The sequence below is a fragment of the Providencia sp. PROV048 genome, assembly GCF_033688165.1.
Classification (GTDB): Bacteria; Pseudomonadota; Gammaproteobacteria; order Enterobacterales; family Enterobacteriaceae; genus Providencia; species Providencia hangzhouensis.
In genome coordinates this window covers 333,194-358,323 of the sequence record NZ_CP096360.1, presented here as the reverse complement: position 1 = coordinate 358,323, position 25,130 = coordinate 333,194, and the positions used below count along the sequence as shown (strand labels likewise).

General features: G+C 39.4%; 23 protein-coding genes. 12 read left to right on the top strand and 11 right to left on the bottom strand.

Annotated elements, in window-relative coordinates; all coding sequences use genetic code 11:
• Positions 1–56 precede the first annotated feature (56 nt).
• Together adiA and M1F26_RS01570 are read right to left on the bottom strand one after the other, a co-directional pair.
• Positions 57–2,324: an arginine decarboxylase gene (adiA, locus tag M1F26_RS01575; protein WP_140172021.1), complete on the bottom strand. Its 2,268-nt coding sequence runs from the start codon at positions 2,322–2,324 to the stop codon at positions 57–59.
• 104 nt (positions 2,325–2,428) lie between these two features.
• A complete protein-coding gene (locus M1F26_RS01570) occupies positions 2,429–3,289 on the bottom strand; it encodes a MurR/RpiR family transcriptional regulator (RefSeq protein ID WP_140172020.1) in 861 nt (286 codons plus the stop codon).
• 255 nt (positions 3,290–3,544) lie between these two features.
• Here M1F26_RS01570 and murQ point away from each other — a divergent pair, with 255 nt between their 5' ends.
• Both murQ and murP read left to right on the top strand, forming a co-directional pair.
• Complete coding sequence (murQ, locus tag M1F26_RS01565) at positions 3,545–4,456, top strand: N-acetylmuramic acid 6-phosphate etherase (RefSeq protein ID WP_004262531.1); 912 nt, start codon at positions 3,545–3,547, stop codon at positions 4,454–4,456.
• Positions 4,457–4,483: 27 nt separating this feature from the next.
• A complete protein-coding gene (gene murP / locus M1F26_RS01560; RefSeq protein ID WP_140172019.1) occupies positions 4,484–5,950 on the top strand; it encodes a PTS N-acetylmuramic acid transporter subunit IIBC in 1,467 nt (488 codons plus the stop codon).
• A gap of 77 nt (positions 5,951–6,027) precedes the next feature.
• Here murP and M1F26_RS01555 read toward each other — a convergent pair whose 3' ends face one another.
• Entirely contained in the window at positions 6,028–6,633 is a 606-nt protein-coding gene (locus M1F26_RS01555; RefSeq protein ID WP_004262547.1) for a LysE family translocator, read from the bottom strand.
• Positions 6,634–6,734: 101 nt separating this feature from the next.
• On the opposite strand from M1F26_RS01555, the gene M1F26_RS01550 reads away from it, so the two are divergent.
• From M1F26_RS01550 to M1F26_RS01540, 3 genes are all read left to right on the top strand, one after another.
• Entirely contained in the window at positions 6,735–7,718 is a 984-nt protein-coding gene (locus tag M1F26_RS01550) for a hydrolase (protein WP_036958590.1), read from the top strand.
• The gene (locus tag M1F26_RS01545; RefSeq protein ID WP_004262551.1) at positions 7,715–7,933 is read left to right on the top strand and encodes a YheU family protein; all 219 of its coding nucleotides are present in this window, start codon (positions 7,715–7,717) and stop codon (positions 7,931–7,933) included. The genes M1F26_RS01550 and M1F26_RS01545 overlap by 4 nt, the downstream gene beginning before the upstream one ends.
• 177 nt (positions 7,934–8,110) lie before the next feature.
• Positions 8,111–8,980 carry a phosphoribulokinase gene (locus tag M1F26_RS01540; RefSeq protein ID WP_096863570.1) on the top strand — a complete coding sequence of 290 codons (870 nt, stop codon included), beginning with the start codon at positions 8,111–8,113 and terminating at the stop codon, positions 8,978–8,980.
• A 90-nt stretch (positions 8,981–9,070) separates the two neighbouring features.
• On the opposite strand, the gene M1F26_RS01535 is transcribed toward M1F26_RS01540, so the two are convergent.
• Entirely contained in the window at positions 9,071–9,472 is a 402-nt protein-coding gene (locus M1F26_RS01535; protein ID WP_004262554.1) for an OsmC family protein, read from the bottom strand.
• Between the two features lie 356 nt (positions 9,473–9,828).
• Here M1F26_RS01535 and crp point away from each other — a divergent pair, with 356 nt between their 5' ends.
• The 3 genes from crp to M1F26_RS01520 all read left to right on the top strand — a co-directional run bounded on the left by crp (position 9,829) and on the right by M1F26_RS01520 (position 13,034).
• Complete coding sequence (gene crp, locus M1F26_RS01530) at positions 9,829–10,461, top strand: cAMP-activated global transcriptional regulator CRP (RefSeq protein ID WP_004262556.1); 633 nt, start codon at positions 9,829–9,831, stop codon at positions 10,459–10,461.
• Between the two features lie 138 nt (positions 10,462–10,599).
• Entirely contained in the window at positions 10,600–11,577 is a 978-nt protein-coding gene (locus M1F26_RS01525) for a hypothetical protein (protein ID WP_140172018.1), read from the top strand.
• A gap of 167 nt (positions 11,578–11,744) precedes the next feature.
• Positions 11,745–13,034 (top strand): hypothetical protein, encoded by a 1,290-nt coding sequence (locus M1F26_RS01520; protein WP_140172017.1) that lies wholly within the window; start codon positions 11,745–11,747, stop codon positions 13,032–13,034.
• Between the two features lie 56 nt (positions 13,035–13,090).
• On the opposite strand, the gene M1F26_RS01515 is transcribed toward M1F26_RS01520, so the two are convergent.
• From M1F26_RS01515 to ppiA, 3 genes are all read right to left on the bottom strand, one after another.
• Positions 13,091–14,305 (bottom strand): aspartate aminotransferase family protein, encoded by a 1,215-nt coding sequence (locus M1F26_RS01515; RefSeq protein ID WP_140172016.1) that lies wholly within the window; start codon positions 14,303–14,305, stop codon positions 13,091–13,093.
• A 129-nt stretch (positions 14,306–14,434) separates the two neighbouring features.
• Positions 14,435–15,010: an aminodeoxychorismate synthase component II gene (locus tag M1F26_RS01510; RefSeq protein WP_004265957.1), complete on the bottom strand. Its 576-nt coding sequence runs from the start codon at positions 15,008–15,010 to the stop codon at positions 14,435–14,437.
• A gap of 431 nt (positions 15,011–15,441) precedes the next feature.
• The gene (gene ppiA / locus M1F26_RS01505) at positions 15,442–16,014 is read right to left on the bottom strand and encodes a peptidylprolyl isomerase A (protein ID WP_140172015.1); all 573 of its coding nucleotides are present in this window, start codon (positions 16,012–16,014) and stop codon (positions 15,442–15,444) included.
• 323 nt (positions 16,015–16,337) lie between these two features.
• Here ppiA and yihA point away from each other — a divergent pair, with 323 nt between their 5' ends.
• Entirely contained in the window at positions 16,338–16,949 is a 612-nt protein-coding gene (yihA, locus tag M1F26_RS01500) for a ribosome biogenesis GTP-binding protein YihA/YsxC (RefSeq protein WP_036958591.1), read from the top strand.
• Between the two features lie 525 nt (positions 16,950–17,474).
• On the opposite strand, the gene polA is transcribed toward yihA, so the two are convergent.
• The 4 genes from polA to M1F26_RS01480 form a co-directional block, all read right to left on the bottom strand.
• Positions 17,475–20,267: a DNA polymerase I gene (gene polA / locus M1F26_RS01495; RefSeq protein WP_140172014.1), complete on the bottom strand. Its 2,793-nt coding sequence runs from the start codon at positions 20,265–20,267 to the stop codon at positions 17,475–17,477.
• A gap of 396 nt (positions 20,268–20,663) precedes the next feature.
• Positions 20,664–21,284, bottom strand: a complete 621-nt coding sequence (gene dsbA / locus M1F26_RS01490) for a thiol:disulfide interchange protein DsbA (protein WP_004262579.1) — start codon at positions 21,282–21,284, stop codon at positions 20,664–20,666.
• A gap of 33 nt (positions 21,285–21,317) precedes the next feature.
• Positions 21,318–22,313: a serine/threonine protein kinase gene (locus tag M1F26_RS01485; RefSeq protein WP_140172013.1), complete on the bottom strand. Its 996-nt coding sequence runs from the start codon at positions 22,311–22,313 to the stop codon at positions 21,318–21,320.
• A 6-nt stretch (positions 22,314–22,319) separates the two neighbouring features.
• On the bottom strand, positions 22,320–22,589 hold the full coding sequence (locus M1F26_RS01480; protein ID WP_004262581.1) for a YihD family protein: 270 nt from the start codon (positions 22,587–22,589) through the stop codon (positions 22,320–22,322).
• Between the two features lie 216 nt (positions 22,590–22,805).
• Here M1F26_RS01480 and mobA point away from each other — a divergent pair, with 216 nt between their 5' ends.
• The 3 genes from mobA to licT all read left to right on the top strand — a co-directional run bounded on the left by mobA (position 22,806) and on the right by licT (position 24,999).
• A complete protein-coding gene (gene mobA / locus M1F26_RS01475; RefSeq protein WP_140172012.1) occupies positions 22,806–23,399 on the top strand; it encodes a molybdenum cofactor guanylyltransferase MobA in 594 nt (197 codons plus the stop codon).
• On the top strand, positions 23,396–23,932 hold the full coding sequence (mobB, locus tag M1F26_RS01470; RefSeq protein WP_140172011.1) for a molybdopterin-guanine dinucleotide biosynthesis protein MobB: 537 nt from the start codon (positions 23,396–23,398) through the stop codon (positions 23,930–23,932). Before mobA ends, mobB begins: the two co-directional genes overlap by 4 nt.
• Positions 23,933–24,156: 224 nt before the next feature.
• Positions 24,157–24,999 (top strand): BglG family transcription antiterminator LicT, encoded by an 843-nt coding sequence (gene licT / locus M1F26_RS01465; RefSeq protein ID WP_140172010.1) that lies wholly within the window; start codon positions 24,157–24,159, stop codon positions 24,997–24,999.
• Positions 25,000–25,130: the final 131 nt, after the last annotated feature.

The following is a 25,130-nucleotide window of genomic DNA, read 5'->3' as shown; positions in this document are numbered from 1 at the left end:
TTAAAATCACGAAAAGCTATCTTTTGATAGCTTTTCGTTTTTATCATTACTGAATCTTATTCTTTCACACACATCACATAATACTGGCCATCAATAATTTCAGTGCCTTCCGTTTCGTGTTCAAAGCCAGGAAATTCGCTATCCCATGCTTGAAGGCTATTTAGATAGCCAATATGTGGACTATTTTTATCACCAAAACTTTCCCCTGATAGCAACATTGGAATGCCCGGTGGGTACGGAATAATCGAGTTTGCTGCGATACGACCGGCGAGTTTATCTAAAGGCACCGCCTCAACGCGGTTAGCAACAATTTCTTGATAGGCATCGCGTGGGCTCATCATCACGGCGGGGAGTTGCTCATAAGCCTGATTTAACTGGCCACCTGGGTTATTTTTTTGTAGATACACAAACATTTTATTGCCTAAATCACGTAGCCCCATCTCGCCATAGATCTCAGGAGACGCTTCAACCACTTCAGGTAATACTTTTTTCAGTGCCGTATTGTTGTCATAATGGCGCTTAAACGACAGCAACGCATTGACCAGGGTTCCCCATTTTCCTTTTGTGATCCCCATAGAAAACAAGAACATAATTTGGAAATCAGTCGTCCGGGTTGGCACGATACCATAGTGATTTAACCATGCCGTGACTAGCGCGGCTGGGACGCCGCTATCCAGTAATTTACCGTCATCTCCCATTCCCGGCGACAAAATACTCACCTTAATCGGGTCAAGCATCGCCCAATTTTCAGGGATATCTTTAAAACCATGCCATTTATCTTCAGGGTTCATCACCCAGCAGCTTTGCTCTTTCATCAACAGTTCAACAGGCGCATCTTCAAAAGCATAGCGCTTACCTGTTGCTGGGTCTTTCACCATTTCTTGATTCCATGGTTTGAAAAACCACTCATCGTCATTGATAAATTCTTTGTATAGGTAGCCCAGTGATTGGCGAAAGTCGATAGCTTCACGGATCACTTCATCAGTGAGTGAACGCCCACTATTACCGTCCATCATGTCTGCGGCAATATCATTTGAGGCACAAATTGCATATAGCGGCGAAGTAGTCGCATGCATATGATAGGCTTGGTTAAAACGATTAAAATCAATCGCATTACGGCCATTTCGAATGTGGATAAATGAAGCTTGTGAAAGTGCATTCAATAATTTGTGCGTAGAGTGAGTTGCAAAAACGGTGGGCTCATCGTCTTTTCTAGGGTCATCACGCATCGCAAAGTGGTCGCGATAGATAGGGTTAAAGCGTGCGTAGCCGTACCATGCCTCATCAAAATGGATTCTATCCAATGATTTATCCAGCAAATCCTGTACTTTACGTGCGTGATAGCACACGCCATCGTAAGTACAGTTGGTTACGACGCTATATGCAGGACGTTTGCCTATTTTATCCGAAGTTAATGGATTTTTAGCGATTTTTTCAGTAATCGCTTCGGGTGTCATTTCTTGAGGATAAATCGGGCCAATGATGCCATAACGATTACGGCTTGGTGTCATATAAACCGGTTTTGCCCCTGTTAAGATCAAACCTTGCTCAATAGATTTGTGGCAGTTACGGTCAATCACAACAACATCATCATCTGTCATACAAGCTTGCATAATCGTTCGGTTCGAACCCGATGTTCCCACAACCACGGAGTAAGATTGGTCAGCACCAAATATACGCGCAGCATTCCTTTCACACTCACCAAATGCGCCGGTATGGTCTAACAGTGAACCCACAGCAACCCGCTCAATACCGATATCCGTCCGAAATAAGTTTTCACCAAAGAAATCATGATAAATGCGACCTGCGGGAGTTTTGGTGAACCCAACACCACCTTGATGCCCCGGTGCTGCCCATGAATATTCATGTACATCACTGTATTTAATCAAACTTTTCATCAAAGGGGGCAGTAAATTGGCGCGGTAGCGGATGATCGCGGCAAGGACACGACCTGCAATAAAATCTGCAGAATCTTCTAAAATCCACGCAAATTCATCGACTTGTTCCATCATCTTACGGTCAAATGCCGTCAAGGCTTCTTCACGATCACTTAATAAAAAGACAGGGACATCTTCTTGCCTGCGATGAAGTTGGGTAATTAATTGATGTGCCTGAGTTTGTTCTTGCTTGTCTGACATATCTCGGCCATATAACAAGCAATCAATACTGGTATTTGATCGAATGTATGCCATCCCATCTTCAAAATTACGAATGATCACGGTTTCTACGTGCTCATCTTTAAGTTCACTAGCAAGTCTTGCTACAGCATGGCTAATCACGGAGTCGTCATCGGTTAATTCCGTATAAACTATGAGTGCTCTCATCAATAACTCCCTTTTAACTTTTTAAAATCAAAATACTGATAATATTAGTCTTAACGTAAATAAGGTTTGATTGCAAAGTTATCGATGAGGATTCAAGCCACTAATCACTCATCTAATTTATTAATCACTACTCTTGCATTCATAACTAACGACTTTGCTTTCGCTTCTCGCCGTTGCAATAACGCCATAAAAATCAGGTCTGTTAGCGTATTTTGTGCGGTTCTTGAAGAAATTGATGAACTACGCCATTCATCTTCCTCCGCAATACTTTCAAGAACATAATCAGCAATTTGCCCCAGTGGTGAATCACAGTCACGCGTAATCGCAATGACACATGCCCCTTGCTTACGTGCAATATTCGCTGCTGTTAGCATGTCTTTACGCTTCCCTGTAAAAGAAATAACGATTTGTACATCATGAGCATTGAGAGTGAGTGCCGCAGCAATTTGCACATGATGGTCTGACTCCACGAGCGTTGTAATACCAATTTTTTGTAACTTATAACTTAAATCTTTTGCAGTTAAGCCTGACCCACCAATACCGACAATTTGCACTCTCTGTGATTGGTCTATTCGCTCAACAATGCGTTCAAACTGCTTGAAATCAATTAATTTTGTTGTTTCTGTAATGGAGTGATTTTTTTCCATTGCGAGTTTCTGAGCAACAACCATCAAGTTATCATCAGGCGCAATACGGTTATGTAGAGCAGAATGAGGCGCTCCATCTTTGAGTTGTTGGCGCCCAATAATCTCGCTAAGTGCAAGTTTCAAGGCAGGATACCCCTTTACACCAACTTTCTGACTAAACTTAACGATGGCTGATTGGCTAACATCTAAAATTTCCGCTAATTGCTGAGACGACAAATTTAGTACATTTTCGGGATTTTCAAGGATAAATTGGGCAATTTTGCGTTGGTTTTCCGCTAATCGCGGTAGTGAGTAGGTAATGATGTCCAATAATGTCATGGTGACCTCTAATAATAATTGTAATAGCCAGACCTATAGATAAAAAAATAATAATAAATTATTCCTCAATCAAGCCACTGATACCTGATGAATAATACTTATAATTCAAAGAGTCGTGACTTTAGCTTATAAAATTAATCACAAAATATTCTTGTATATTCACAAGTTAGAATAGATAGCACCGTGATGTTAATCACATATAAGGAATAAATAATTCCTTATATTAGCCCAATAACTGATTTAGGAGCAATTTTTATGACTATCGACTTAAGCAAAATGGTAACTGAAAGCCGCAATGCAGCCAGTACTAATATCGACCAACTATCAACGGCTGAAATGCTGAAGGTCATTAATGATGAGGATAAGCTCGTTCCGTTAGCAGTTGAAAAAGTGCTCCCTGAAATTGCTCAACTGGTTGATAAAGTCGCAGAGGCTTTCTTAAAAGGCGGTCGTCTGATTTACTCAGGCGCAGGAACCTCTGGCCGTTTAGGAATTCTTGATGCCAGTGAGTGCCCGCCGACTTATGGAACGCCACATGAACAAGTTGTGGGTTTAATCGCCGGTGGCCATCAAGCAATTTTCCGTGCCGTAGAAAATGCAGAAGATAAGCCTGAACTGGGTGAACAAGACCTCAAAGATATTCAATTTAATGATAATGATGTGTTAGTTGGTATCGCAGCCAGTGGGCGAACGCCTTATGTATTAGGCGCTTTAGCTTACGCGAAGGCTGTTGGTGCAACAACAGCGGCCATTAGCTGTAACCCAAATAGCCCAATTGCCAATGCCGCAGATATTGCTATTACTCCCATTGTAGGTGCAGAGGTTGTCACCGGTTCTTCACGCATGAAAGCAGGAACAGCACAAAAATTAGTGCTGAATATGATCACCACTGGGGCGATGATCCGTATTGGAAAGGTGTTTGGTAATTTAATGGTCGATGTCGAAGCAACAAATGCCAAACTCATTGAAAGACAAACTAAAATTGTGATGGAAGCAACCGACTGCGACCGAACTACCGCAGAGACCGCCCTTCAACAATGTAACCGGCACTGCAAAACTGCCATTTTAATGGTGTTATCGGGTTTAAATGCCGATGACGCACGTCAACTACTCTTAGATAACAACGGTTTTATTCGTACGGCTCTCAATATGGCCTCATCCGCCTAACTTGCGGACTTCAATGGGATAAATAGTATGGCTAAAATAACAATAGAAATGATACAGCAGATCCTGCAACACGTTGGAGGACGCCGTAATATTAAATTAGCGGGTAACTGTATGACCCGTTTGCGGCTCACACTCAACAATGACCAGCTAGTCGATAAATCTGCACTCAAACAAATTGCAGGAGTGCTTGGCGTTATTGAAAGTGATGAACAACTGCAAGTGATCCTTGGCCCAGGTAAAGCGCAAACTGCCGCGGACTTGATGAACCAACTTTTAGATAGTGATGAAGAGGATAACCACGAAGCAGCAGCCCAGCCTCAGGATCTGAACGATATTGCATCCGCAAATAAGCAGCAACTGAAAAAGAAACAAACCAGTGCCGTTCACCGATTTTTATCCAAATTTGCCACCATATTTACTCCGCTAATTCCAGGTTTTATTGCTGCGGGCTTACTATTAGGTTTTGCAACTCTGGCGAAACAAACCTATTTTCCAGCAGGGCTCCCGACAAAACCTGAAGAGCAGACCCTACTCGTACATACGATTCTGTATATGTCGGTATTTAGCAAAGGGCTGTTTAGCTTCCTAAGTATTCTTATCGGTTATAACACTCAAAAAGCCTTTGGCGGTAGCGCAGTAAATGGCGCCATCATTGCTTCACTGTTTGTTCTTGGGTACAACCCTGAAATAGCTAAGGGGTTCTATTCTGATATGAATAGCTTCTTCGGGTTGGCTATCGACCCAAGAGGTAACATTATTGGGGTATTAATTGCGTGTATTTTTGGGGCATGGGTCGAAAAACAAGTCCGTAAAATTATTCCAGCCAACCTTGATATGATTTTAACTTCAACAATTACCTTGTTAATTGTTGGTGCTGCAGTGTTTATCTTCATCATGCCAATTGGCAGTTGGTTATTCTCTGGTATGTCATGGCTTTTTGTTCATTTAAGCAGCAACCCATTCGGAACCGCTATACTTGCTGGGCTATTCTTAATTGCAGTAATGTTTGGCGTGCACCAAGGTTTTGTTCCGGTATATATGGCACTCGTTGAAACCCAAGGCTTTAACTCACTTTTCCCTATCCTAGCAATGGCTGGTGGTGGGCAAGTTGGTGCAGCGATGGCGTTGTACGTTAAAGCCGCAAAAGATTCAGTGTTACGTAATCAGATTCGCGGGGCCATCATTCCAGGTTTCTTAGGTGTCGGTGAACCACTTATCTACGGTGTAACTCTTCCTCGAATGAAGCCGTTTGTCACCGCATGTTTAGGCGGTGCTGCTGGGGGGTTCTTTGTTGGACTCGTGGCTTGGATGGGTTTACCCGTTGGTTTAAATACTGTCTTTGGCCCGTCCGGCTTAGTCGCTATCCCAATGATGACCTCTGCTGATGGCGTGTTCCCAGGGATGTTAGTTTATGTGGGCGGGTTATTCGTTTCCTACTTATTCGGTTTTATTTTTACCTACTTTTTCGGCACTAAAAACGTCGATTTAGATTAATCGCCTCCCTTACATGTAAAAAGCAGCCCATGGGCTGCTTTTTGATGGGTCATATAAACTGCACTTTTATCAGAAAATCATTCCAACCAAATCAGGGGAACGCACAAAGCCGTTAAAATCCCCATCACCCAGTTAAAAATAAACCAAGCACGACGGCTACGTAAAAATAGGCTAATTAATGAACCAAACCCCATCCAAATTAAACCCGCCACTAAGTTAACTATCACAAATGCGATACTCATCATTAAAATAGATTGGGTAAATAATTCACCGGGGAGGCTAAATCCCCCGACAGCGCCTAGCCCCATCATCCATGCTTTGGGGTTTAAAAACTGTAATAAGCCGCCTTGATACCAAGTAATGCTTTTCGCAACTTCGCTATTCGTCTTCAGTGGTGCATAATTTGCTGTCGCTGTTTTCCATGCTAGCCATAGCAAATATAGACTTCCGGCGAATTTTAAGGCGACATGAAGCGCAGGATAGAGCAATAAAAGTGCAGCAACCCCGAATGCGGAGAGATAGAGTATTGACTGCATCCCTAACATAATACCAAGGCATAATATTATCGTATGGCGAAAACCGTAGTTTGCTGCACTTGACGTTAGCAACATATTGTTAGGGCCGGGAGTGACTGCAGCAATGAATAAAAACGTAAAAAGAGAAAAAACCAGCCCCAATGTCATTTATAATTTAGCCTCAAACTCAAATTTGTTTACTTGCATCACAAAAAAATAACAGTATGTTATGTGACTCACAAGAGTCTCCATTAAATAAAAATAAGGCTATGTCAGAAAACTTTCGTCCAATAAGTTGGGCTAAAAATCCACACCTCCAAACATTACTGCCAAGGATTTTCCGTAGAACACCGAAAATCAAACCAATATGGCAGCGGCTTGAATTGCCTGATGGCGATTTTATCGATCTCGCTTGGAGTGAAAAACCTGAGCTAGCGGCACATAAGCCACGTTTAGTGATCTTCCATGGTCTCGAAGGCAATTTTAAGAGCCCTTATGCCCACGGGATGCTAGAAACGGCCCAAAAGCATGGTTGGTTGGGTGTAATTATGCATTTTCGCGGTTGTAGCGGTGAACCCAATCGCCAACAGCGAATTTACCATTCAGGTGAAACCAGTGATGCTCGCTATTTTCTCCGTTGGTTAAAACAAACCTATGGTGATACGCCGACGGCCGCAGTCGGCTATTCTCTTGGTGGTAATATGTTAGCGTGCTATCTCGCAGAAAGTGGGCAAAATGCAGATTTAGATGCGGGCGTCGTGGTTTCGGCACCATTAATGCTAGAAGCCTGTTCTTTGCGGATGGAAAAAGGAATATCTCAATTCTATCAACGCTATTTACTAAATGGCTTAAAACGTAATGCAACGCGTAAATTGGTACGCTACCCTGGCTCACTACCTTTAAACTTGCTGCAGCTTAAACAACTAAAACGCATCCGTGAATTTGATGATGTGATCACTGCTCGTATTCATGGTTTTGATGATGCGACAGATTATTATCAAAAATGCAGCGCATTACCTAAATTAGCTTACATCACGAAGCCAACATTGATTATCCACGCTAAAGATGACCCATTTATGGCGCCTGAGGTTGTTCCTGATTTATCATTTTTACCCCACAATGTGGAATACCAAATGACAGAACATGGTGGGCACGTAGGCTTTGTGAGCGGTACCTTGAGGAAACCGCAAATGTGGTTAGAAACACGCATCCCTCAATGGTTAACGCCTTATTTAGATAAGGAAATAATGTGATTATTCCTTGGCAAGAACTTGAACCTGAAACATTGGAAAACCTAATTGAAAGCTATGTCTTACGGGAAGGAACCGACTACGGCTCCCATGAAAAAAGCTTACAAGATAAGGTCAACGATGTGAAACGGCAGTTAGTTTCTGGTGAAATTGTGCTAGTCTGGTCTGAATTGCATGAATCAGTTAATTTCATGCCTAAGGGGAGTTTTTCTGTCTGATGTTTTTATTCTATGGTTCATTTTTACGCCATCATCTATCATGAATTAAGTTGCGGGTTTTCCACACAATCATGTCGTAAAACCATCAAATAAAACTCAAAACCCTAACACCCGTTAATCCGCTTCATGCACTATTGATTAAAATAGTGCTTATAAGCGCAACACAGGGAGTCCACGATGTCCAAAAAGCACCCAATCATTGCTATCACTGGTTCGAGCGGAGCTGGCACAACCTCAACTAGCCAAGCATTTCGTAAAGTTTTTCACCAATTAAATATCCAACCAGCAACATTAGAAGGGGATAGCTTTCATCGCTATACACGCCCTGAAATGGATATGGCTATCCGTAAAGCCAGAGAACAAGGCCGGCACATCAGTTACTTTGGCCCCGAAGCGAATGATTTTGCGTTGCTTGAACAAACCTTAATCGACTATGCAAAAACAGGTTGTGGGCAGTCCCGTAAATATCTACATACTTATGATGAAGCGGTACCGTATGGCTTGCAACCTGGGACATTTACCCCTTGGGAGCCGCTACCAGACAAAACAGATATTTTATTTTATGAGGGGCTGCATGGTGGCGTTGTCACTCCAGAACATAATGTTGCACAACATGTTGATTTGCTTGTAGGTGTTGTCCCTATTGTCAACCTCGAATGGATCCAAAAATTGATCCGCGATACCACAGAGAGAGGGCACTCCCGCGAAGCGGTTATGGACTCTGTTGTACGTTCAATGGGGGACTATATTAATTACATCACGCCACAATTTTCTCGCACCCATATCAATTTTCAACGCGTTCCTACGGTAGACACCTCTAACCCATTTTCGGCTAAAGCTATCCCATCACAAGACGAAAGCTTTATTGTGATCCGCTTTCGTGGGCTAGAGCAAATTGATTTCCCCTATTTGCTATCAATGATATCCGGCTCTTTTATTTCAGCAATGAATACAATTGTCGTCCCAGGAGGGAAACTCAGTTTAGCAATGGAATTAATTATGGCACCAATAGTCGAAAAACTAATTAATCAAAAGAACAACAGTTAAATTATTTTTTGATTAAAAAATAAGATGCTTATCATTAATTAAGGTAAGCATCTTTCAATTCAAATATATTAATAAAAATTAAATTTATTTTTAGTTTTTTATTTCAAAGCTGTGTGTGACTTCAACGGTTTTCTCTAACATCAATGCGACTGAGCAATATTTCTCAGCAGAAAGTTGAACGGCACGTTCGACTGCTTTTTCCGTTAATTCATTCCCTGTCACAATAAAATGCAAATGGATTTTCACAAAATAACGAGGGGCTTCTTCACGACGTTGTGAGGTTAATTTAACTTCACAATCCGTAATATCATAGCGGCCCTTTTGTAGAATCGAAACGACATCAATCGCGCTGCAACCACCCGCAGCCATTAGCACCATTTCCATTGGGCTTGGGGCTTTATCACCTGCATTACCGTCCATCATCACTTGGTGCCCAGACGCTGACTCCCCTAGAAAAGAAAGTCCTTCAACCCACTTAACTCTTGCTTCCATTATATTTCCCCTTGAAATGAAATCGGTTTAAAGGCTACATTGTTCCATAGATACAATGAATGTTATATCAACTTTATTTGGCTGAAGCGATACAGGGAAGACTTTCTTTATTGGATATGCTACAAACAATACTTAGTTGATAGGATTAAGATCAAAACTCAACGGTTTAATTGATCATATTATAGTGTTGATATCAATTTGCGTTACCCAAAGCAATCAAAAACGCTGAAGCAATCAGCTGTTAGATTATTTAAAGGTATATAAGGCAAATTAATATGCTAAGCTAGTGACTTTAAAGCCAGCCTTTCTAGTATGTTTTTCTGAATGGCTGCAATAACATACAGAGGATAACGCTAATGGTTCTCGGCAAGCCACAAACAGACCCTACTCTTGAATGGTTTTTGTCACACTGCCATATTCATAAATATCCATCCAAGAGCACTCTTATCCATCAGGGTGAGAAAGCAGAAACCCTTTACTATATCGTTAAAGGTTCGGTGGCTGTTTTAATTAAAGATGAAGAAGGCAAAGAAATGATCCTCTCTTACCTGAATCAGGGGGATTTCATTGGTGAGCTTGGGTTATTTGAAGAAGGGCAAGAACGTACTGCGTGGGTTAGAGCCAAAATAGCCTGCGAAGTTGCTGAAATTTCTTACAAAAAATTCCGTCAATTAATTCAGGTAAACCCTGATATTTTAATGCGCCTTTCTGCGCAAATGGCTAGTCGCTTACAAACAACATCTGAGAAAGTCGGTAACCTCGCATTCTTAGACGTTACAGGCCGTATTGCTCAAACGCTATTAAACTTAGCTAAACAACCTGATGCAATGACACACCCAGACGGTATGCAAATCAAAATTACTCGTCAGGAAATAGGCCAAATCGTGGGTTGTTCCCGTGAAACAGTCGGCCGTATTCTAAAAATGTTAGAAGACCAAAACCTGATCTCCGCACACGGTAAAACAATCGTTGTTTATGGTACTCGCTAATTAACCTTTCAGCCTGGCCACCTTTGGCTGGGCTATTATTTATCATATTAAATTGTAGTAAAATCGCTTCGTTATATTCCCCCCACCGATTACCCCTATAGAATAATAATTATTATCTTACCAATTAGGAAAATATTTATGACTATTACATTAGGCTATTTATCGGGTAATCCGACGATTTTCAAAAAAATTATTAACTCGGATGATTTTATCAAAAAAATTTTTACGGTTACCTCTTCACTGAAAAAAAGTCCACTTGATACGAATAACCAGCTAAAACCAACTCGTACCTGTAGCACTGAGAGTATTGATTCCGCCTATGAGAGCGACTTAGAAGAAACCAATAATATTAAGTGTTTAAGCACTGGTGAATTTTACGAAAAAGTCAATCAATTGAAAATTAAACTATACGGAAAATATTCATCTACTTTTCTTTCTGAGCAAAGTACAGACTCATTAATAAAAGAAAATAGAGTTATTCTTGACCAATACAAAGAACTCCCCAAAAAAAATGCTGAATATGCTGATTTTTTATATCGTGATATTAGAATCCCTGGCATTAACAATAAAAGTCTACAAGAAAAAAAAGAGATTATAAAAAAATTTGTATTACCTAAACCTCTAACTAATAAAAATGGTTCAATGCTTCCTTTAAAAAAACAAATCATTCAAGAGTCTATTCGTCATATCACACTACCTTCCGTGGGTATAAAATATAAAACAGAAAGCAAATTTAATAAGAAATTAGTTTATATACATTACAAAATTTGTGAAGAAAATCGGCCTAATCAAAGAATCACCTCTTTGCCAAAAACCACTTTTGAGTTCAAGGGTAATATACCGCAAACAAAGTCATCATTACTAAGAGCACAACGAATAAAAGAACATTATAATTTATCGAGTAAAATTACCACACAGAAAACCAGCCTTAGCAAAGATAACTTAGTAAAAAATAAAATTTTAGTTAATAGTTCTGATTTATTAAAAATAATAGAAAAAGAATACCAATTGACCCAAGAAATGAATAACCATATAAAAATAATCGCTGAAATAGACGCCCAAATGAAGACTAACTCTCAATTACTAGCACTTTACAAGTCACCAATAATAAAATAAGTAAAATCGACTTATTATTCAATTAATTAAAATATTTGCATTGGCTAGAACAAATCCAAACACAAATATCACACACATGTAAATAAATAATCATAAACATCGATTTATTATATTAATTAACCTAAAAACAACCCAAAATAGCATTAATTGATAATTAAGGATCTCTCATGCACATAGACACCATCAATAGAAATGTAAGCAACCCCATCTTTAAAAAAAACATAGCATTAGAAATAGCGAAAAATTATTCCCCAATAATTAATAAAATACGTAATACTAGATTGAATAATTTCATTCATTTATTTAGTTTTAACAAAAAAAACAAAGTAAATATGGATTCAAAGTTTTACTTAGAGTTAAAAAAAATAGAAACCAAAAAAAATGAGAATAACTCACGATTAAAAGTCGAATTAAATCAAAACAAAATAATATCATTAGAAAATGAACTACTTAAAAAGTCGTTTGAAATATCCCCAACAGTAAAAAACACTAAAGATGAAATTAATAGGAAAATAAGTAACGCATTAAAAATAGACAAGCCCTATGTAGAAGAATTAGTCAACAATAAAATAATTAAAGAACAGAATGACCTAATAGACTATTACACATACCATATTAAAAATATAGAATTAATTGAAACTAAAGAACAATTAAAAAATGATATATACAAATTAAAATCAGAGATAAAAAACGAGTCAAAAATAAGAGGGATTGCTTATCTTGAAAAAAAACATGCAATATTAGAGTCATCATATAAAGAGATAGAAAATACATTTGAGGTGGAAGACCAAAATGAAAATTTAAAATCATTAATTAATTTACAATCTATCATTAAAAATTTATTAATTAAAGAATTAGATGATGTTAAAAGCAAAATTCATAATATAACATTAGATAATTACAGCGAAAAAAATTTAATGGCCTATGATGAAGATGGCACACCTATTTATCATGATGAGAACCATTCATTTGATTTTGATGACGAATTAACTTTTTTAGCGAAGCCTGAAACCAATGAAATGGAAGATTCGTCATTAGTTAAAGCACTAAGACTCGAAAATAGAGAATTAAAAAACTCGCTAGAGGAGTTAAGTGATAACTACTTCACTCTGCTTGATAAATTCCATCATAGATCACACGAATACATTCTAAATACAATAACTCTTACTGACGTACCTCTAGATGATTTATCTACACATGAAGAAACTATCGTCAAGCAGCCAAGTGAAATTAAACAAAAAACAATAGATAGTAAAGAGAACGTCACGGCAAAAAATACACAGAACAATCGTAGTTTAATGCAGAAAAAAATAGTTGTGAATTATTCACATTCCCATAACAGTCAATGTCTGGCTGCTGGCATCAGCATATCCAGCACACCAGAACAATTGCAACAAAAACAAATAGAATTAAAAGCGAAAAATACAATAAAAATATCTGGCAGAAATAGAACGTAATATTAACGATACAAGTTGCAGAGACAGAAATGCCTCTGCAACTTTTCAATAAACCACTAATTCAATAACTTACCAATCGCCGTTTCTAATTTCGCCATCCCACTATTAATTTCTTCCTCAGAAATAATCAGTGAAGGCGTAAAACGTAAAACATTCGTGCCAGCATTGAGCATCATCAGGCCTTCTACTGCACTAGCTTGCAGGATATCTTTCGAACGGTTCAATAGTTTGCCGTCTAATTCAGCGCCAATTAATAACCCCATTCCTCTGATCTCAGAAAAAATGTGATATTTATCATTCAGTTTATTTAAATGAGCGACAAATAATTCACGACGCTTTTCGACACCATTTAATACTTCCTCAGTATTAATAATATCAAACGCCGCATTACCTACTGCGCACGCTAAGGGATTGCCACCATAGGTGGTTCCGTGCGAACCCACTTCCATGGTTTTTGCCACTTCTTCAGTGGTGATCATTGCACTAATAGGGAAACCGCCACCCAATGCTTTTGCCGTGGTTAAAATATCAGGCACAATATTGTAATGCATATAAGAAAATAATTTACCTGTACGGCCCATACCGCTTTGTACTTCATCAAAAATCAACAAGGCATTATTTTCATCACACAGCTTACGAACTCCTTGCAGAAATTTCGCTGTTGCTGCGGTGACGCCACCTTCACCTTGTACTGGCTCAAGAACAACTGCGCAGGTATTTTCATCAATGACCGCTTTGACAGCATCAAGGTCATTAAATGGCACATGAATAATATCCGCAGGTTTTGGCCCAAAACCATCCGCATATTTTGCTTGCCCACCGACCGAAACAGTAAATAATGTGCGTCCGTGGAAAGCTTGTTTGAAAGCGATAATCTTAGTTTTATAGGGGCTGTATTTAGTAATAGCGTAGCGGCGTGCTAATTTAAACGCAGCTTCGTTAGCTTCTGAGCCGGAATTCACAAAAAATGCGCGGTCAGCAAATGTCGCATTCGTGAGCTTTTGTGCTAACTTTAGCGCCTGCTCGTTAGTGAAAATATTACTGACATGCCATAGCTTTTCGCTTTGTTCACGCACCGCAGCCACCAAACTAGGGTGGCAATGCCCCAAAGCAAGAACAGCGATCCCACCAGCAAAATCAATATATTCTTTACCTTGCTGATCCCAAACGCGGCTACCTTCGCCTTTAACTGGAATAAATTCCGCTGGCGAAAAAATAGGTAACATAACTTGATCAAAAGTTTGCCGATTTACTACTGGTTGCTCAGACATACCCCTCACCTGCTCTTATTTAATGCAATTATGAAAATATAAGCATTAAATATGAATAAAAAATCAAAAAAGAGCAATAGCAAAGGGCATAATATGCATAATTAATTTTTTCTGAATACGATTGCTAAATTAATATTTTAGAAAATTGTTTAGTAATTCATGGCCTTGTTCACTCAGAATACTTTCAGGATGGAACTGAACACCTTCTATAGGCAAGGTTTTGTGCCGTATTCCCATGATTTCATCAACATCGCCATTATTCAGTGACCATGCGGATACATCAAAAGAAACAGGGAGTGTCTCTGCTGCAATCACTAACGAGTGATAGCGTGTCACTGTTAAGGGACGATTTAAGCCTTTGAATACACCTTGATGATTATGGTGGATAGCAGAGGTTTTACCGTGCATAACTTCTCGTGCTTTGACGACTGATGCACCAAATGCTTGCCCAATCGCTTGATGTCCTAAGCAAATGCCTAAAATGGGCAGTTTACCTGCAAAATATTTTATCGCCTCAAGGGAGATGCCAGCCTCATCCGGTGTACATGGCCCAGGTGAAATCACAAGATGTGTAGGCGAAAGCTGTTCAATTTCTTCGATGGTAATTTCATCATTACGTTTTACTACAACTTCAGCCCCTAACTCACAAAAGTATTGGTATAAGTTGTAAGTAAATGAATCGTAATTATCAATAAGTAGAAGCATATTAGCCTATCCGACTGATTTTTATCATTATATATTATTTTCTTATGCATATTTTTATCGTGTTGGCAATCAGAACGATGATTAAAACACCATAAAAATAATAAGGGCGGCTATCATAGCACAGCCAAAGCGGGAAAATAGCCTATTTAAGTCAATGATTGTTTTTTCTCAGAGAAAATTTCCATATAAAAATCATGGGATTATATTTACATCCCTATAACAAAGCTGTATTTTGGTTAAGAATTACTTTAAATACAATGAAATAAAAGGCTGTTAAAAAGTAGCAAGCGCTGACACATTTTAACTAACATAGTTAATGAAGAAAAACTCAAAGAGGAAGGAAAAGCGTTTTTTAAGAAAAGTGGGCACGTTAAAACAACCTACCCACAGTATTCGACACGGCAGCTTTTAATGACTATCGTTTTTAATCACTACGGTTTTTTAATCACTTCAGCAGAAATAATTGTAACCGATTCAACTGGGACATTTTGATATGGCCCTACGTTTTCTGTTTTTACTTTAGAGATTTTATCTGCAACATCCATCCCTTTTACCACTTTACCAAACACAGCATAACCAAAGTCACGTTGGCCGTGGTCTAAGAAAGCATTATCAGCTACATTAATAAAGAATTGGCTCGTTGCGCTGTCTTTATTTGCAGTACGCGCCATAGAAATAGTACCGCGTAAATTACGTAAACCGTTATCCGCTTCATTTTTGATTGGAGTGCGGGTTTGTTTTTGCTGTAAATCTTTATTAAAGCCACCACCTTGAATCATAAAACCTGGGATTACACGGTGGAAAGTGGTTCCGTTGTAATAACCTTCATTAACATACTGAACGAAATTTTCTGTCGTAACAGGGGCTTTTTTACTATTCAGTTCTAATTCGATATCACCCGCCGACGTGACTAATTTAACATAAGTCTCACCCGCAGATAATGCAAGAGAAGATGCGCTCATTGCGCAGATGGCCAAAAGTGGCACAAAAATTCGTTTTAACATGTAAGGTCCCTTTCGTTATAGCTCATTACAACTGCAATCAAGCAATTCTAGAGTGAAGCCAACAAGAATGCTGAAGATTTACCTATATTTACGCCAAAAAATAAAAACACACCAAATGCGCTAAATTCTAGACCAATTTTAGTGAAAAACGTCATTAATAATGGTTATTTTTCTATTATTACAATTTCGCAGACTACAACACACAAAAAATAATACCTGACACCAAGGGAAAAGCGGTTAAGAGGATATTTCGAGTTGTCGGGAAGCGCTAAGCAAAGCTATAATCCTCGAGCCTTTTGAGGCTAACTCAGGGAGAAAGACAAATGGCAATTAAAAATCATAACTACCAGATGGCAAAATTTGTCATCAGTGCACCCGATATCCGTCATCTACCTAAAGATACCGGAATTGAGGTGGCTTTTGCTGGCCGTTCTAATGCGGGGAAATCCAGTGCGTTAAACGCATTAACACAGCAAAAAAGCTTAGCACGTACCAGTAAAACACCAGGAAGAACTCAGCTAATCAACCTATTTGAAGTTGAGGAAGGCGTTCGCCTTGTTGACCTTCCAGGCTATGGTTATGCCGAAGTTCCTGAAGAAATGAAACGTAAATGGCAACAAGCACTCGGGGAATATCTCCAAAAAAGAGAATGCATTAAGGGGCTGGTTGTCTTAATGGATATCCGTCATCCATTAAAAGACCTCGATATGCAAATGATTGAATGGTCTGTTGCGATGAATGTACCCGTTTTAGTTTTACTCACAAAAGCAGACAAACTGGCCTCTGGAGCAAGAAAAAAACAACTGATGGAAGTTCGCCAAGCATTGGCTCCACTTGAAGGGGATATTGAAGTGGAATACTTTTCAGCACTGAAAAAGATTGGTATCGATAAACTCCGCATTAAGCTAGATAGTTGGTATAACACACCGGCTTGATTTCTTTAGTAGTGAGCCAGAAATGGTTCATTACACCCTCATACCTTCTAATTCACTGAATTTTAGATAAAAAAATGCTCCAGTCAAATACTTGACTGGAGCAGCTAATATTCAGCTAAATCCGATTACGTGAAGTAAAAGGTCTGAAAGATAGAACATCTTACCTCTGTACCCTACGCCTATTAATGTACTTTATTTTTCGCTCGAAAAAAAGCCTTTTTGTAATTTTTTTTCAAAGCTTTCTACGATTCAGCACAGAAATATGAATAAAATAAGCTAAAAAACGGATTTTAATTACATATTTATGAGATGTATGTCGCATAAAAATGTTAACCATTTTCTTGACTGTCATCACAAAAATAATTGATTTATTGCAGAGTTATATTGAATTTCTAGTTAATAATTTCAAATGCATAATTATCTGTTATACCTTCGCTTAAACGTAAAAAACCCCCAGTAATTGGTTATCCAACTCTTGGGGGTCTCTTCATAATGGAGGTTCTATATATTCAATATGATTAAAAATTAGTGGGCTTCATCCCAGTTGTCACCAATTCCCACATCCACTTTTAATGGCACATCCAGTTTCATGCTTTGTTCCATTAATGACTGGACCTGAGCTTGAACACGCACTAATTCAGACTCTTTGACCTCAAAGACCAGCTCATCGTGAACTTGCATTAGCATATCTGCATGCGGTTTTTCAGTTTGCAACCAATTATCAACGGCAATCATGGCTTTTTTAATGATGTCCGCTGCGGTTCCTTGCATTGGGGCGTTGATCGCTTCGCGTTCTGCCGCTTTACGGCGCATTCCATTACTCGACTTAATATCCGCTAAATATAAGCGACGGCCTTCAAGTGTTTCAACATAACCTTGTTCAGAAGCTTGTAAGCGTGTGTTTTCCATATAACGTAATACACCAGGGTAGCGTTCAAAGTAGAGATCCATATAGCGTTGAGCTTCACCACGAGGGATCCCTAATTGACGCGCTAAACCAAATGCACTCATGCCATAGATAAGCCCGAAGTTAATCGCCTTGGCACTACGACGCTGGTCACTGGTGACTTGTTCCAGTGGTACACCAAAGACTTCAGCGGCTGTCGCTTTATGGATGTCTTTCCCTTCCGCAAACGCAGTTAATAGGCCTTTATCTTGGGATAAATGCGCCATAATACGTAATTCAATTTGTGAATAGTCCGCTGCCATCACTTTGTAGCCTTCACGCGCGATAAAGGCTTGGCGGATCCGGCGACCTTCTTCAGTTCTAACTGGAATATTTTGTAGGTTAGGATCCCGAGAAGATAAACGCCCCGTTGCTGTGACTGCTTGGTGGTAAGAAGTATGAACACGCTGAGTACGCGGGTTAATCATGAGTGGCAGTTTATCCGTATACGTGGATTTTAATTTGGCTAAACTACGGTGCTCAAGCAACAATTTTGGCAATGCATGGTTTAGCGCTAATTCTTCAAGCACTTCCTCATTCGTCGATGCTGCCCCACTTGGTGTTTTCTTTATCACCGGCAATTGCAATTTTTCGAATAAGATAGTTTGCAATTGTTTTGGCGAAGCGAGGTTAAACTCTTCCCCTGCAAGCTCGAAAGCCTCTTTTTCCAGCTCAGCTAAACGAGCGGTAATCACCTTTGACTGCGCTGCAAGTACGTTTGCGTCAATTAAAACACCTTTGCGTTCCATGCGGACTAACACAGGCACAAGTGGCATTTCAATATTTTGGAAAATGTGATTAAGCTTAGGTTCAGCCTCTAATTGTGGATATAACGCTTGATGCAGTAATAGCGTGACATCTGCATCTTCCGCCGCATAATTAGCGGCTTCTTCTAAAGCAATTTGGTTAAATGTCAGCTGCTTTTTACCTTTACCTGCGATTTCTTCAAAGCTCACGGTTTTATGGTTCAAATGGCGATCGGCCAAGCTGTCCATATCATGGCGTCCCATCCCCGCAACACTGTTTAACACATACGATTCCAGCATGGTGTCATAACCGATACCTTTTAATTCGATGTCATAATTTTCAAGAACTTCTGCATCATACTTCAAGTTTTGGCCAATTTTGAGGATGTTTTCACTCTCAAGGATAGGCTTCATAAGTTCCAAAACCTCTTCCAGAGGAAGCTGTACTGGCGCATCAAGGTAATCGTGACCTAATGGTAAATAAGCGGCATGCCCCGGCTCAATTGCAAATGACATCCCCACTAAACGAGCTTCTTGGGTATCTAAACTATCGGTTTCAGTATCAAAAGCAAATAATGATGCTTTGCTTAATTTTTCAACCCAGCGCTCTAAATCGGCTTTTTCTAGAATCGTTTGGTAATTTTCGGCACACAATGTTGGCACAGTTAGGTTTGATGGCTTCACAGGTGACGCTGCTGGTGTTGGGCTAGGTTTCGCACTTGAGCCTTTACCCTCCATCCAAGTCCCATTTTCAACATCGGCTAGCCAACGTTTAAATTCATAACGGCTGAATAATTGATGCAGTTTATCCACATCTGGCTGAGCAACTTGTAGCTCTTCACATGTTTTTTCCAGCTCAACATCCGTTTTAATCGTCGCTAATTGGTATGATAAAAAAGCAACATCGCGATTTTCCGCCATTTTAGGGGCTAACGTTTTAGAACCTCTAAAACCTAATGGGGCAATAGCTTCAAGGTCATTATAAATTGCTTCTAAACTACCAATGCCTTGCAGTAAAGCGAGTGCTGTTTTTTCACCAACGCCAGGCACCCCAGGAATATTATCTGACGAATCCCCCATTAATGCTAAAAAATCAATGATGAGTTCAGGGGGAACACCGTATTTTTCTTTGACTTCATCAGGCCCTAGAATAGTGTTATTCATGGTATTGATAAGCGTAATGTTAGGCTCAACTAATTGCGCCATATCTTTATCGCCCGTACTAATTAACACTGGCATACCTTTTCGGCTTGCTTCACAGGCTAATGTCCCGATGACGTCATCGGCTTCCACTCCTGAAACCACCAGTAAAGGCAAGCCCATCGCTTCCACCATTTCATGTAGTGGGGCGATTTGAGCGCGTAAATCATCAGGCATGGGTGGGCGATGTGACTTATAGCTTTCAAACAATTCATCACGAAATGTTTTTCCCTTCGCATCAAAGACAACCGCTACATGGCTAGGTTTATACTGCATAATTAAACTACGTAGCATATTAAGCACGCCATACATTGCCCCTGTAGGCTCACCAGCACTATTGGTCAGTGGAGGGAATGCATGGTAAGCACGGTATAGGTAAGAGGAACCATCAACCAAAATAAGAGGGTTTTCTGCAATCTGAGCCATAATCTGTCATCATCTTTTTAGTCAGGAACGAATACCAATAGGATGCCATAATGTGGCCTCAGATACATCCCAAGTTTTATATTCCGCTTAGTTAGATAATTAAAAACACACCAAATCATCCACTATTATAAGTACACCATTAATTACAGTTAATTAAAATTAATCACGCCGATTAACTAAGTATCTGACTAACATCCTGTGGATAAGCTTGTGTGTAAATTTGTGTTACTCAGTAAATTCAACAAGTAATATGGCTGTTAACAATATAAACAGAAAAGTAAAATCAAAGGGTTAGCTCATAATTGAATGGGTTTAATACAGGTGAGAGAAAGTCTTTGAATTGTGGATATTAATAGAAAAAGAGACGATGGCGAGTATACCACCGTCTATTTGCGATTATTTTTTATTTACTAAGAAGTTCACAACATTAGAGAACTCTTTGCCGTAGTCAGCTGCGTTATCAACTGAGATACCGTTATTACGAACTTGGTATTTACCATCAACAAATAATGCAGGAACACCGCGCAGTTTTAAGTCTTGCGCTGCATTTTGCTGTTTCGCAACGATAGATTTCACAACGAAGCTGTTTAAAGCTGCATCATACTCTTCACCAGAAATACCTGCTTTGATAAAGGCATTACGGATATCTGCTTTACTGTTGATAGTTTGCGTTTTTTGGATACCTTCAAACAGGATAGGTGTGACTTTGTCTTCTGCTTTCAAGACAATCGCAACGGCCCAAGCTTGAGTTAAATCGGCACCTAAAGGACCAAGAAAATCAACGTGATAACGTTCCATTTTCACGCCTTCTGGTAAGTTTTTCTCTACCGTTTGAGGCACTTTATACACGCTCTCAAATTGATAGCAGTGTGGGCAATAAAATGAGAAGAACTCCAGAACTTGAGGTAAATTTGGTACAGCTTTAACATCAGTATACTCTTTACCTTCCGTGTAGTTTGCCGCTGCAGCACTAAAAGACATAGCAATACCAAGCAAAGCCAACATAATTTTTTTCATAGACTACATTCTCCAAAAACAAAAACTTAAAAGTTAAAACTGAGGGGTTAACTGCAAAGGGGCGTCTTGCAACCGTTCAATCTGTTGATTAAATTCGAGCGATTGTTTTTGCCAAAAATCATCAGCTTGTAGCCATGAAAATGCTCGAGGAAACGCAGGGTCTTGCCAGCGGCGGATAATCCACCCGAGGTAATGTACCATACGCATTGCTCTAAGAGGTTCAATCAGCTTCAGCTGTTTTACATCAAAATCACAAAACTCATTATATGTTTCTAATAACGTATCCAATTGAATGACTTGTTCTTGGCGAGAGCCATTAAGTAGCATCCAAAGGTCTTGGATTGCAGGCCCATTTCGGGCGTCATCAAAATCCACCAGCCAAGCTTCATCGCGCCACAGAATATTGCCTGGGTGGCAATCACCTTGTAGGCGAATTGATGAAATTGAGTCAGTCCAGTGTAATTTTACTTGTGCAATCAATGCATCTAAAGACTCTATAAATTGAGATTTATAGCGTTCTGCAATCAAAGGGCTTGAAGCTATCACTTGGCGAGGCAGTGCCAAATACTCATCAAGACCCATTGTCGGACGAAATGCAAAGTTTTTACGCTGGCCAATTTGGTGTACACGTCCTAACAAATGGCCTACACTTTCTAATTGAAACAAGTTATCTGTTTCATATTGTCTGCCACCGATACTCGGAAAAATTGCAAATATAAACCCACCAAACTCCAATACCGTTTGCCCAGCAAACTCAAGAGGCGCTGCGACAGACAGCCCTTCATCTCGAAGCTCTAAAGTGAAATCGTGCTCTTCTTGAATTTGTGAACGGTTCCAACGCTCAGGGCGATAAAATTTAACCACATAGCGTTGCCGATTTTCGTCTTGGAATTGATAAACCCGATTTTCGTAGCTATTTAATTCAAGCAGACCTGATTCGGGGTAAACCCCGACTTCCATTAAGGCGTCTAAAATTAAGTCAGGGGAGATTCCACTAAAATGGAAATTCGAATGTTCTATTTCGTCCATCGCGTTTTAGTCTTTAATAATGCCACGGGCACGCAAAATAGCGGTTTTAAAGTCATCTTCATAATCTTTTTTTAAACCCGGGATCGCTTCATTGCTATCCGAACCACGCATTTTTAAATGATAAATTAGCACATCATCTGTTAACTCAGATAAACTGCCTTTAAAACCTGCTTCATCAGCCAGTTTTTGCAATAATTCTACCAAGTTTAAATCTGAATTATCTTTCCAGACAGGATGCAGAAGCTCAATAACTTCATTTAAGCGATGGCATTTCATGTTTATTCCTTTATCACGAATATTCGATACAAGTTACCAATAATCATACAAGAGAAAAAGCGAACTGTTGTCAATCTACGTAAAGTTTAACTGCAATACGCACGAATATTCATTGATTTTATAGCAAAATAGAATAAATTTTAGTAATTACTATACTCGAAAGTGTTTTCTAGGAATGTTGAAACATTTTCTTGAAGATATTCAAGGATATTGAACATGTCATTTCGTCAGTTAATAACTGGTGTGATACTTGCTGGTGGCCGAGGCTCTCGAATGGGTGGTCAAGATAAGGGATTGGTACTTTTATCGGGAAAGCCGCTCTATCAACATATTTTAGCACGCTTACAACCCCAAGTTGGCGAAGTACTCATCAATGCAAATCGTAATCAACCGCGTTACAGTGAAAGCCAGTTGACGGTTATCTCTGATTTAAATAACCATTTTTCTGGCCCATTAGCAGGAATGCAAGCGGCTTTACACCATGCCAAAACAGATTGGTTACTGTTTGTGCCTTGCGATGTTCCTACTTTCCCTCTCAATTTAGCGGAAAAAATGTTCAATGAGAAAGAAAAACATTTAGCCTGCTACGCTTGTGATACAGAACGAGAGCACCCTACGTTTGCTTTATTGCATCGTTCACTAAAAACTCAACTTGATGATTACCTTACAAGAGGTGACCGTAAATTAATGCTTTTCATGCATGAAATTAATGCAAAAAGTGTTACTTTCTCACCCGAACCGGGTTCATTTGCGAATCTTAATACACCGGAAGATAACCGTAACTGGGAGTTACAACAAAAAGAATTATGAAGAAAAATACGCTACCTCTACTTGGAATTACCGCTTACAGCGGCACAGGAAAAACGACGCTATTAAAAAAAGTTATCCCTCTGCTCAAGCAGCGTAACGTTCGTGTTGGTTTAATTAAGCACACTCACCATGACATGGAAGTGGATAAGCCGGGCAAAGACAGTTTTGAATTACGTAAAGCAGGCGCAAACCAAACGCTTGTTGCCAGTGAAAAGCGCTGGGCGCTGATGACCGAAACCCCCGACGCTAATGAAATGGATCTACACTATTTAGCTGGTCGTTTCGATCACACAACATTAGATCTGATCCTCGTTGAAGGATTCAAACATGAGCCGATCGATAAAATCGCCTTGTTTCGCTCTGAAGTGGGCAAACCTCTCAACGGTTTGATAGATAACTATGTAGTGGCTGTTGCCAGTAATGAAATCATTGATACTCACGTGCCGCAGTTAGATATCAATAACCCAGAGCAAATCGCAGATTACATTGTGTCTTGGTGGCAAAAAAGTGTCTTGGTGGCAAAAAACAATTAAATAAGCACGATACCGTCATTAGCCATGCAAAAAAGAGATTGGCTGAATTGAGCGTGTGAGTTCACATTTTCATACTTTGCTGTTTGAATAACCCAAAAAGTTTAATTACAGTATTTGAAAATTAAGTTACTGGATTGTTACTGTGCTTATCACACAGGCAAAACCTGATTAGTCAATGAATTATCATTGTGCTATCAGGTTTTTTTCGTTTTAGGGGAAACAAAATGCAGATCGCAAAAATTTTAAACAACAATGTGGTCGTTGCCCTAAATGAACAACAGCAAGAAATTGTCGTTATGGGGCGTGGGCTCGCCTTTCAAATGAAAGTTAATGACTTTGTCGATTCTAAAAAAATAGAAAAAGTCTTTGAGTTACGTAGCCATGAATTAACAAGCCGATTAAGTGAACTGTTAAGCCGAATACCAATTTCTATTATGAAAGTCTGTGACAAAATAATTGAAAATGCGAAAAGTAAACTTGGCAACCTACATGAAAGCTTATATATCGTTTTAACTGATCACTGTAATTATGCAATTGAAAGACAGCAAAAAGGCCTAGCTATCACTAATACCATGTTATGGGAAATTCAACGACTTTACCCAAAAGAGTACCAGTTGGGGCTAGAGTCATTGGCATTGATTAAACAAGATTTAGAGATTGAGTTACCCATCGATGAAGCTGGTTTTATCGCGTTACATTTCGTCAATGCTCAGTTGACGGGTGAGATGCCAATTGTCATGGAAACGATGGCGATAATGAATGAAATCATGAACATCGTAAAATATCATCTACAAATTGAATATCATGAGGACACACTAAGTTATCAGCGGTTTGTAACTCATTTAAAGTTTTTTACCCATCGTATGATGAGTGATGAGCCAGTTCCTAATGACGATATTGCGATGCATCTTGTCATCAAAGAAAATTATTCAATTTCTTGGAAATGTGCTGAAAAGGTCAGTGCTTATTTATCCAAGAAATACCAACGCGACTTAACAGATGAAGAACGCATGTATTTAACCATTCATATAGAGCGTATTAGGAAAGAAAAATCGTCACATAAGTGACGCAAAGTAAGCCGAAAAACTATTTATTGATACAAACTGATAAAAACCGATGGATTGCTACTGCCCGTTGGCAGGCAAAACCTGATTTTCACTACTAGCCTTATTCGTGCTGGTGGTGAGTCAGGTTTTTT

Bases quoted from the DNA above. Each gene is read 5' to 3' on its own strand.
- adiA (WP_140172021.1), bottom strand. From the start codon at position 2,324: ATGAGAGCACTCATAGTTTATACGGAATTAACCGATGACGACTCCGTG.
- polA (WP_140172014.1), bottom strand. From the start codon at position 20,267: ATGGCTCAGATTGCAGAAAACCCTCTTATTTTGGTTGATGGTTCCTCT.
- mobA (WP_140172012.1), top strand. From the start codon at position 22,806: ATGTCATTTCGTCAGTTAATAACTGGTGTGATACTTGCTGGTGGCCGA.
- murP (WP_140172019.1), top strand. From the start codon at position 4,484: ATGGCTAAAATAACAATAGAAATGATACAGCAGATCCTGCAACACGTT.
- M1F26_RS01555 (WP_004262547.1), bottom strand. From the start codon at position 6,633: ATGACATTGGGGCTGGTTTTTTCTCTTTTTACGTTTTTATTCATTGCT.
- M1F26_RS01525 (WP_140172018.1), top strand. From the start codon at position 10,600: ATGACTATTACATTAGGCTATTTATCGGGTAATCCGACGATTTTCAAA.
- ppiA (WP_140172015.1), bottom strand. From the start codon at position 16,014: ATGTTAAAACGAATTTTTGTGCCACTTTTGGCCATCTGCGCAATGAGC.
- dsbA (WP_004262579.1), bottom strand. From the start codon at position 21,284: ATGAAAAAAATTATGTTGGCTTTGCTTGGTATTGCTATGTCTTTTAGT.
- M1F26_RS01535 (WP_004262554.1), bottom strand. From the start codon at position 9,472: ATGGAAGCAAGAGTTAAGTGGGTTGAAGGACTTTCTTTTCTAGGGGAG.
- M1F26_RS01515 (WP_140172016.1), bottom strand. From the start codon at position 14,305: ATGTCTGAGCAACCAGTAGTAAATCGGCAAACTTTTGATCAAGTTATG.
- M1F26_RS01540 (WP_096863570.1), top strand. From the start codon at position 8,111: ATGTCCAAAAAGCACCCAATCATTGCTATCACTGGTTCGAGCGGAGCT.
- mobB (WP_140172011.1), top strand. From the start codon at position 23,396: ATGAAGAAAAATACGCTACCTCTACTTGGAATTACCGCTTACAGCGGC.
- M1F26_RS01550 (WP_036958590.1), top strand. From the start codon at position 6,735: ATGTCAGAAAACTTTCGTCCAATAAGTTGGGCTAAAAATCCACACCTC.
- licT (WP_140172010.1), top strand. From the start codon at position 24,157: ATGCAGATCGCAAAAATTTTAAACAACAATGTGGTCGTTGCCCTAAAT.
- yihA (WP_036958591.1), top strand. From the start codon at position 16,338: ATGGCAATTAAAAATCATAACTACCAGATGGCAAAATTTGTCATCAGT.
- crp (WP_004262556.1), top strand. From the start codon at position 9,829: ATGGTTCTCGGCAAGCCACAAACAGACCCTACTCTTGAATGGTTTTTG.
- M1F26_RS01485 (WP_140172013.1), bottom strand. From the start codon at position 22,313: ATGGACGAAATAGAACATTCGAATTTCCATTTTAGTGGAATCTCCCCT.
- M1F26_RS01520 (WP_140172017.1), top strand. From the start codon at position 11,745: ATGCACATAGACACCATCAATAGAAATGTAAGCAACCCCATCTTTAAA.
- M1F26_RS01480 (WP_004262581.1), bottom strand. From the start codon at position 22,589: ATGAAATGCCATCGCTTAAATGAAGTTATTGAGCTTCTGCATCCTGTC.
- M1F26_RS01570 (WP_140172020.1), bottom strand. From the start codon at position 3,289: ATGACATTATTGGACATCATTACCTACTCACTACCGCGATTAGCGGAA.
- murQ (WP_004262531.1), top strand. From the start codon at position 3,545: ATGACTATCGACTTAAGCAAAATGGTAACTGAAAGCCGCAATGCAGCC.
- M1F26_RS01510 (WP_004265957.1), bottom strand. From the start codon at position 15,010: ATGCTTCTACTTATTGATAATTACGATTCATTTACTTACAACTTATAC.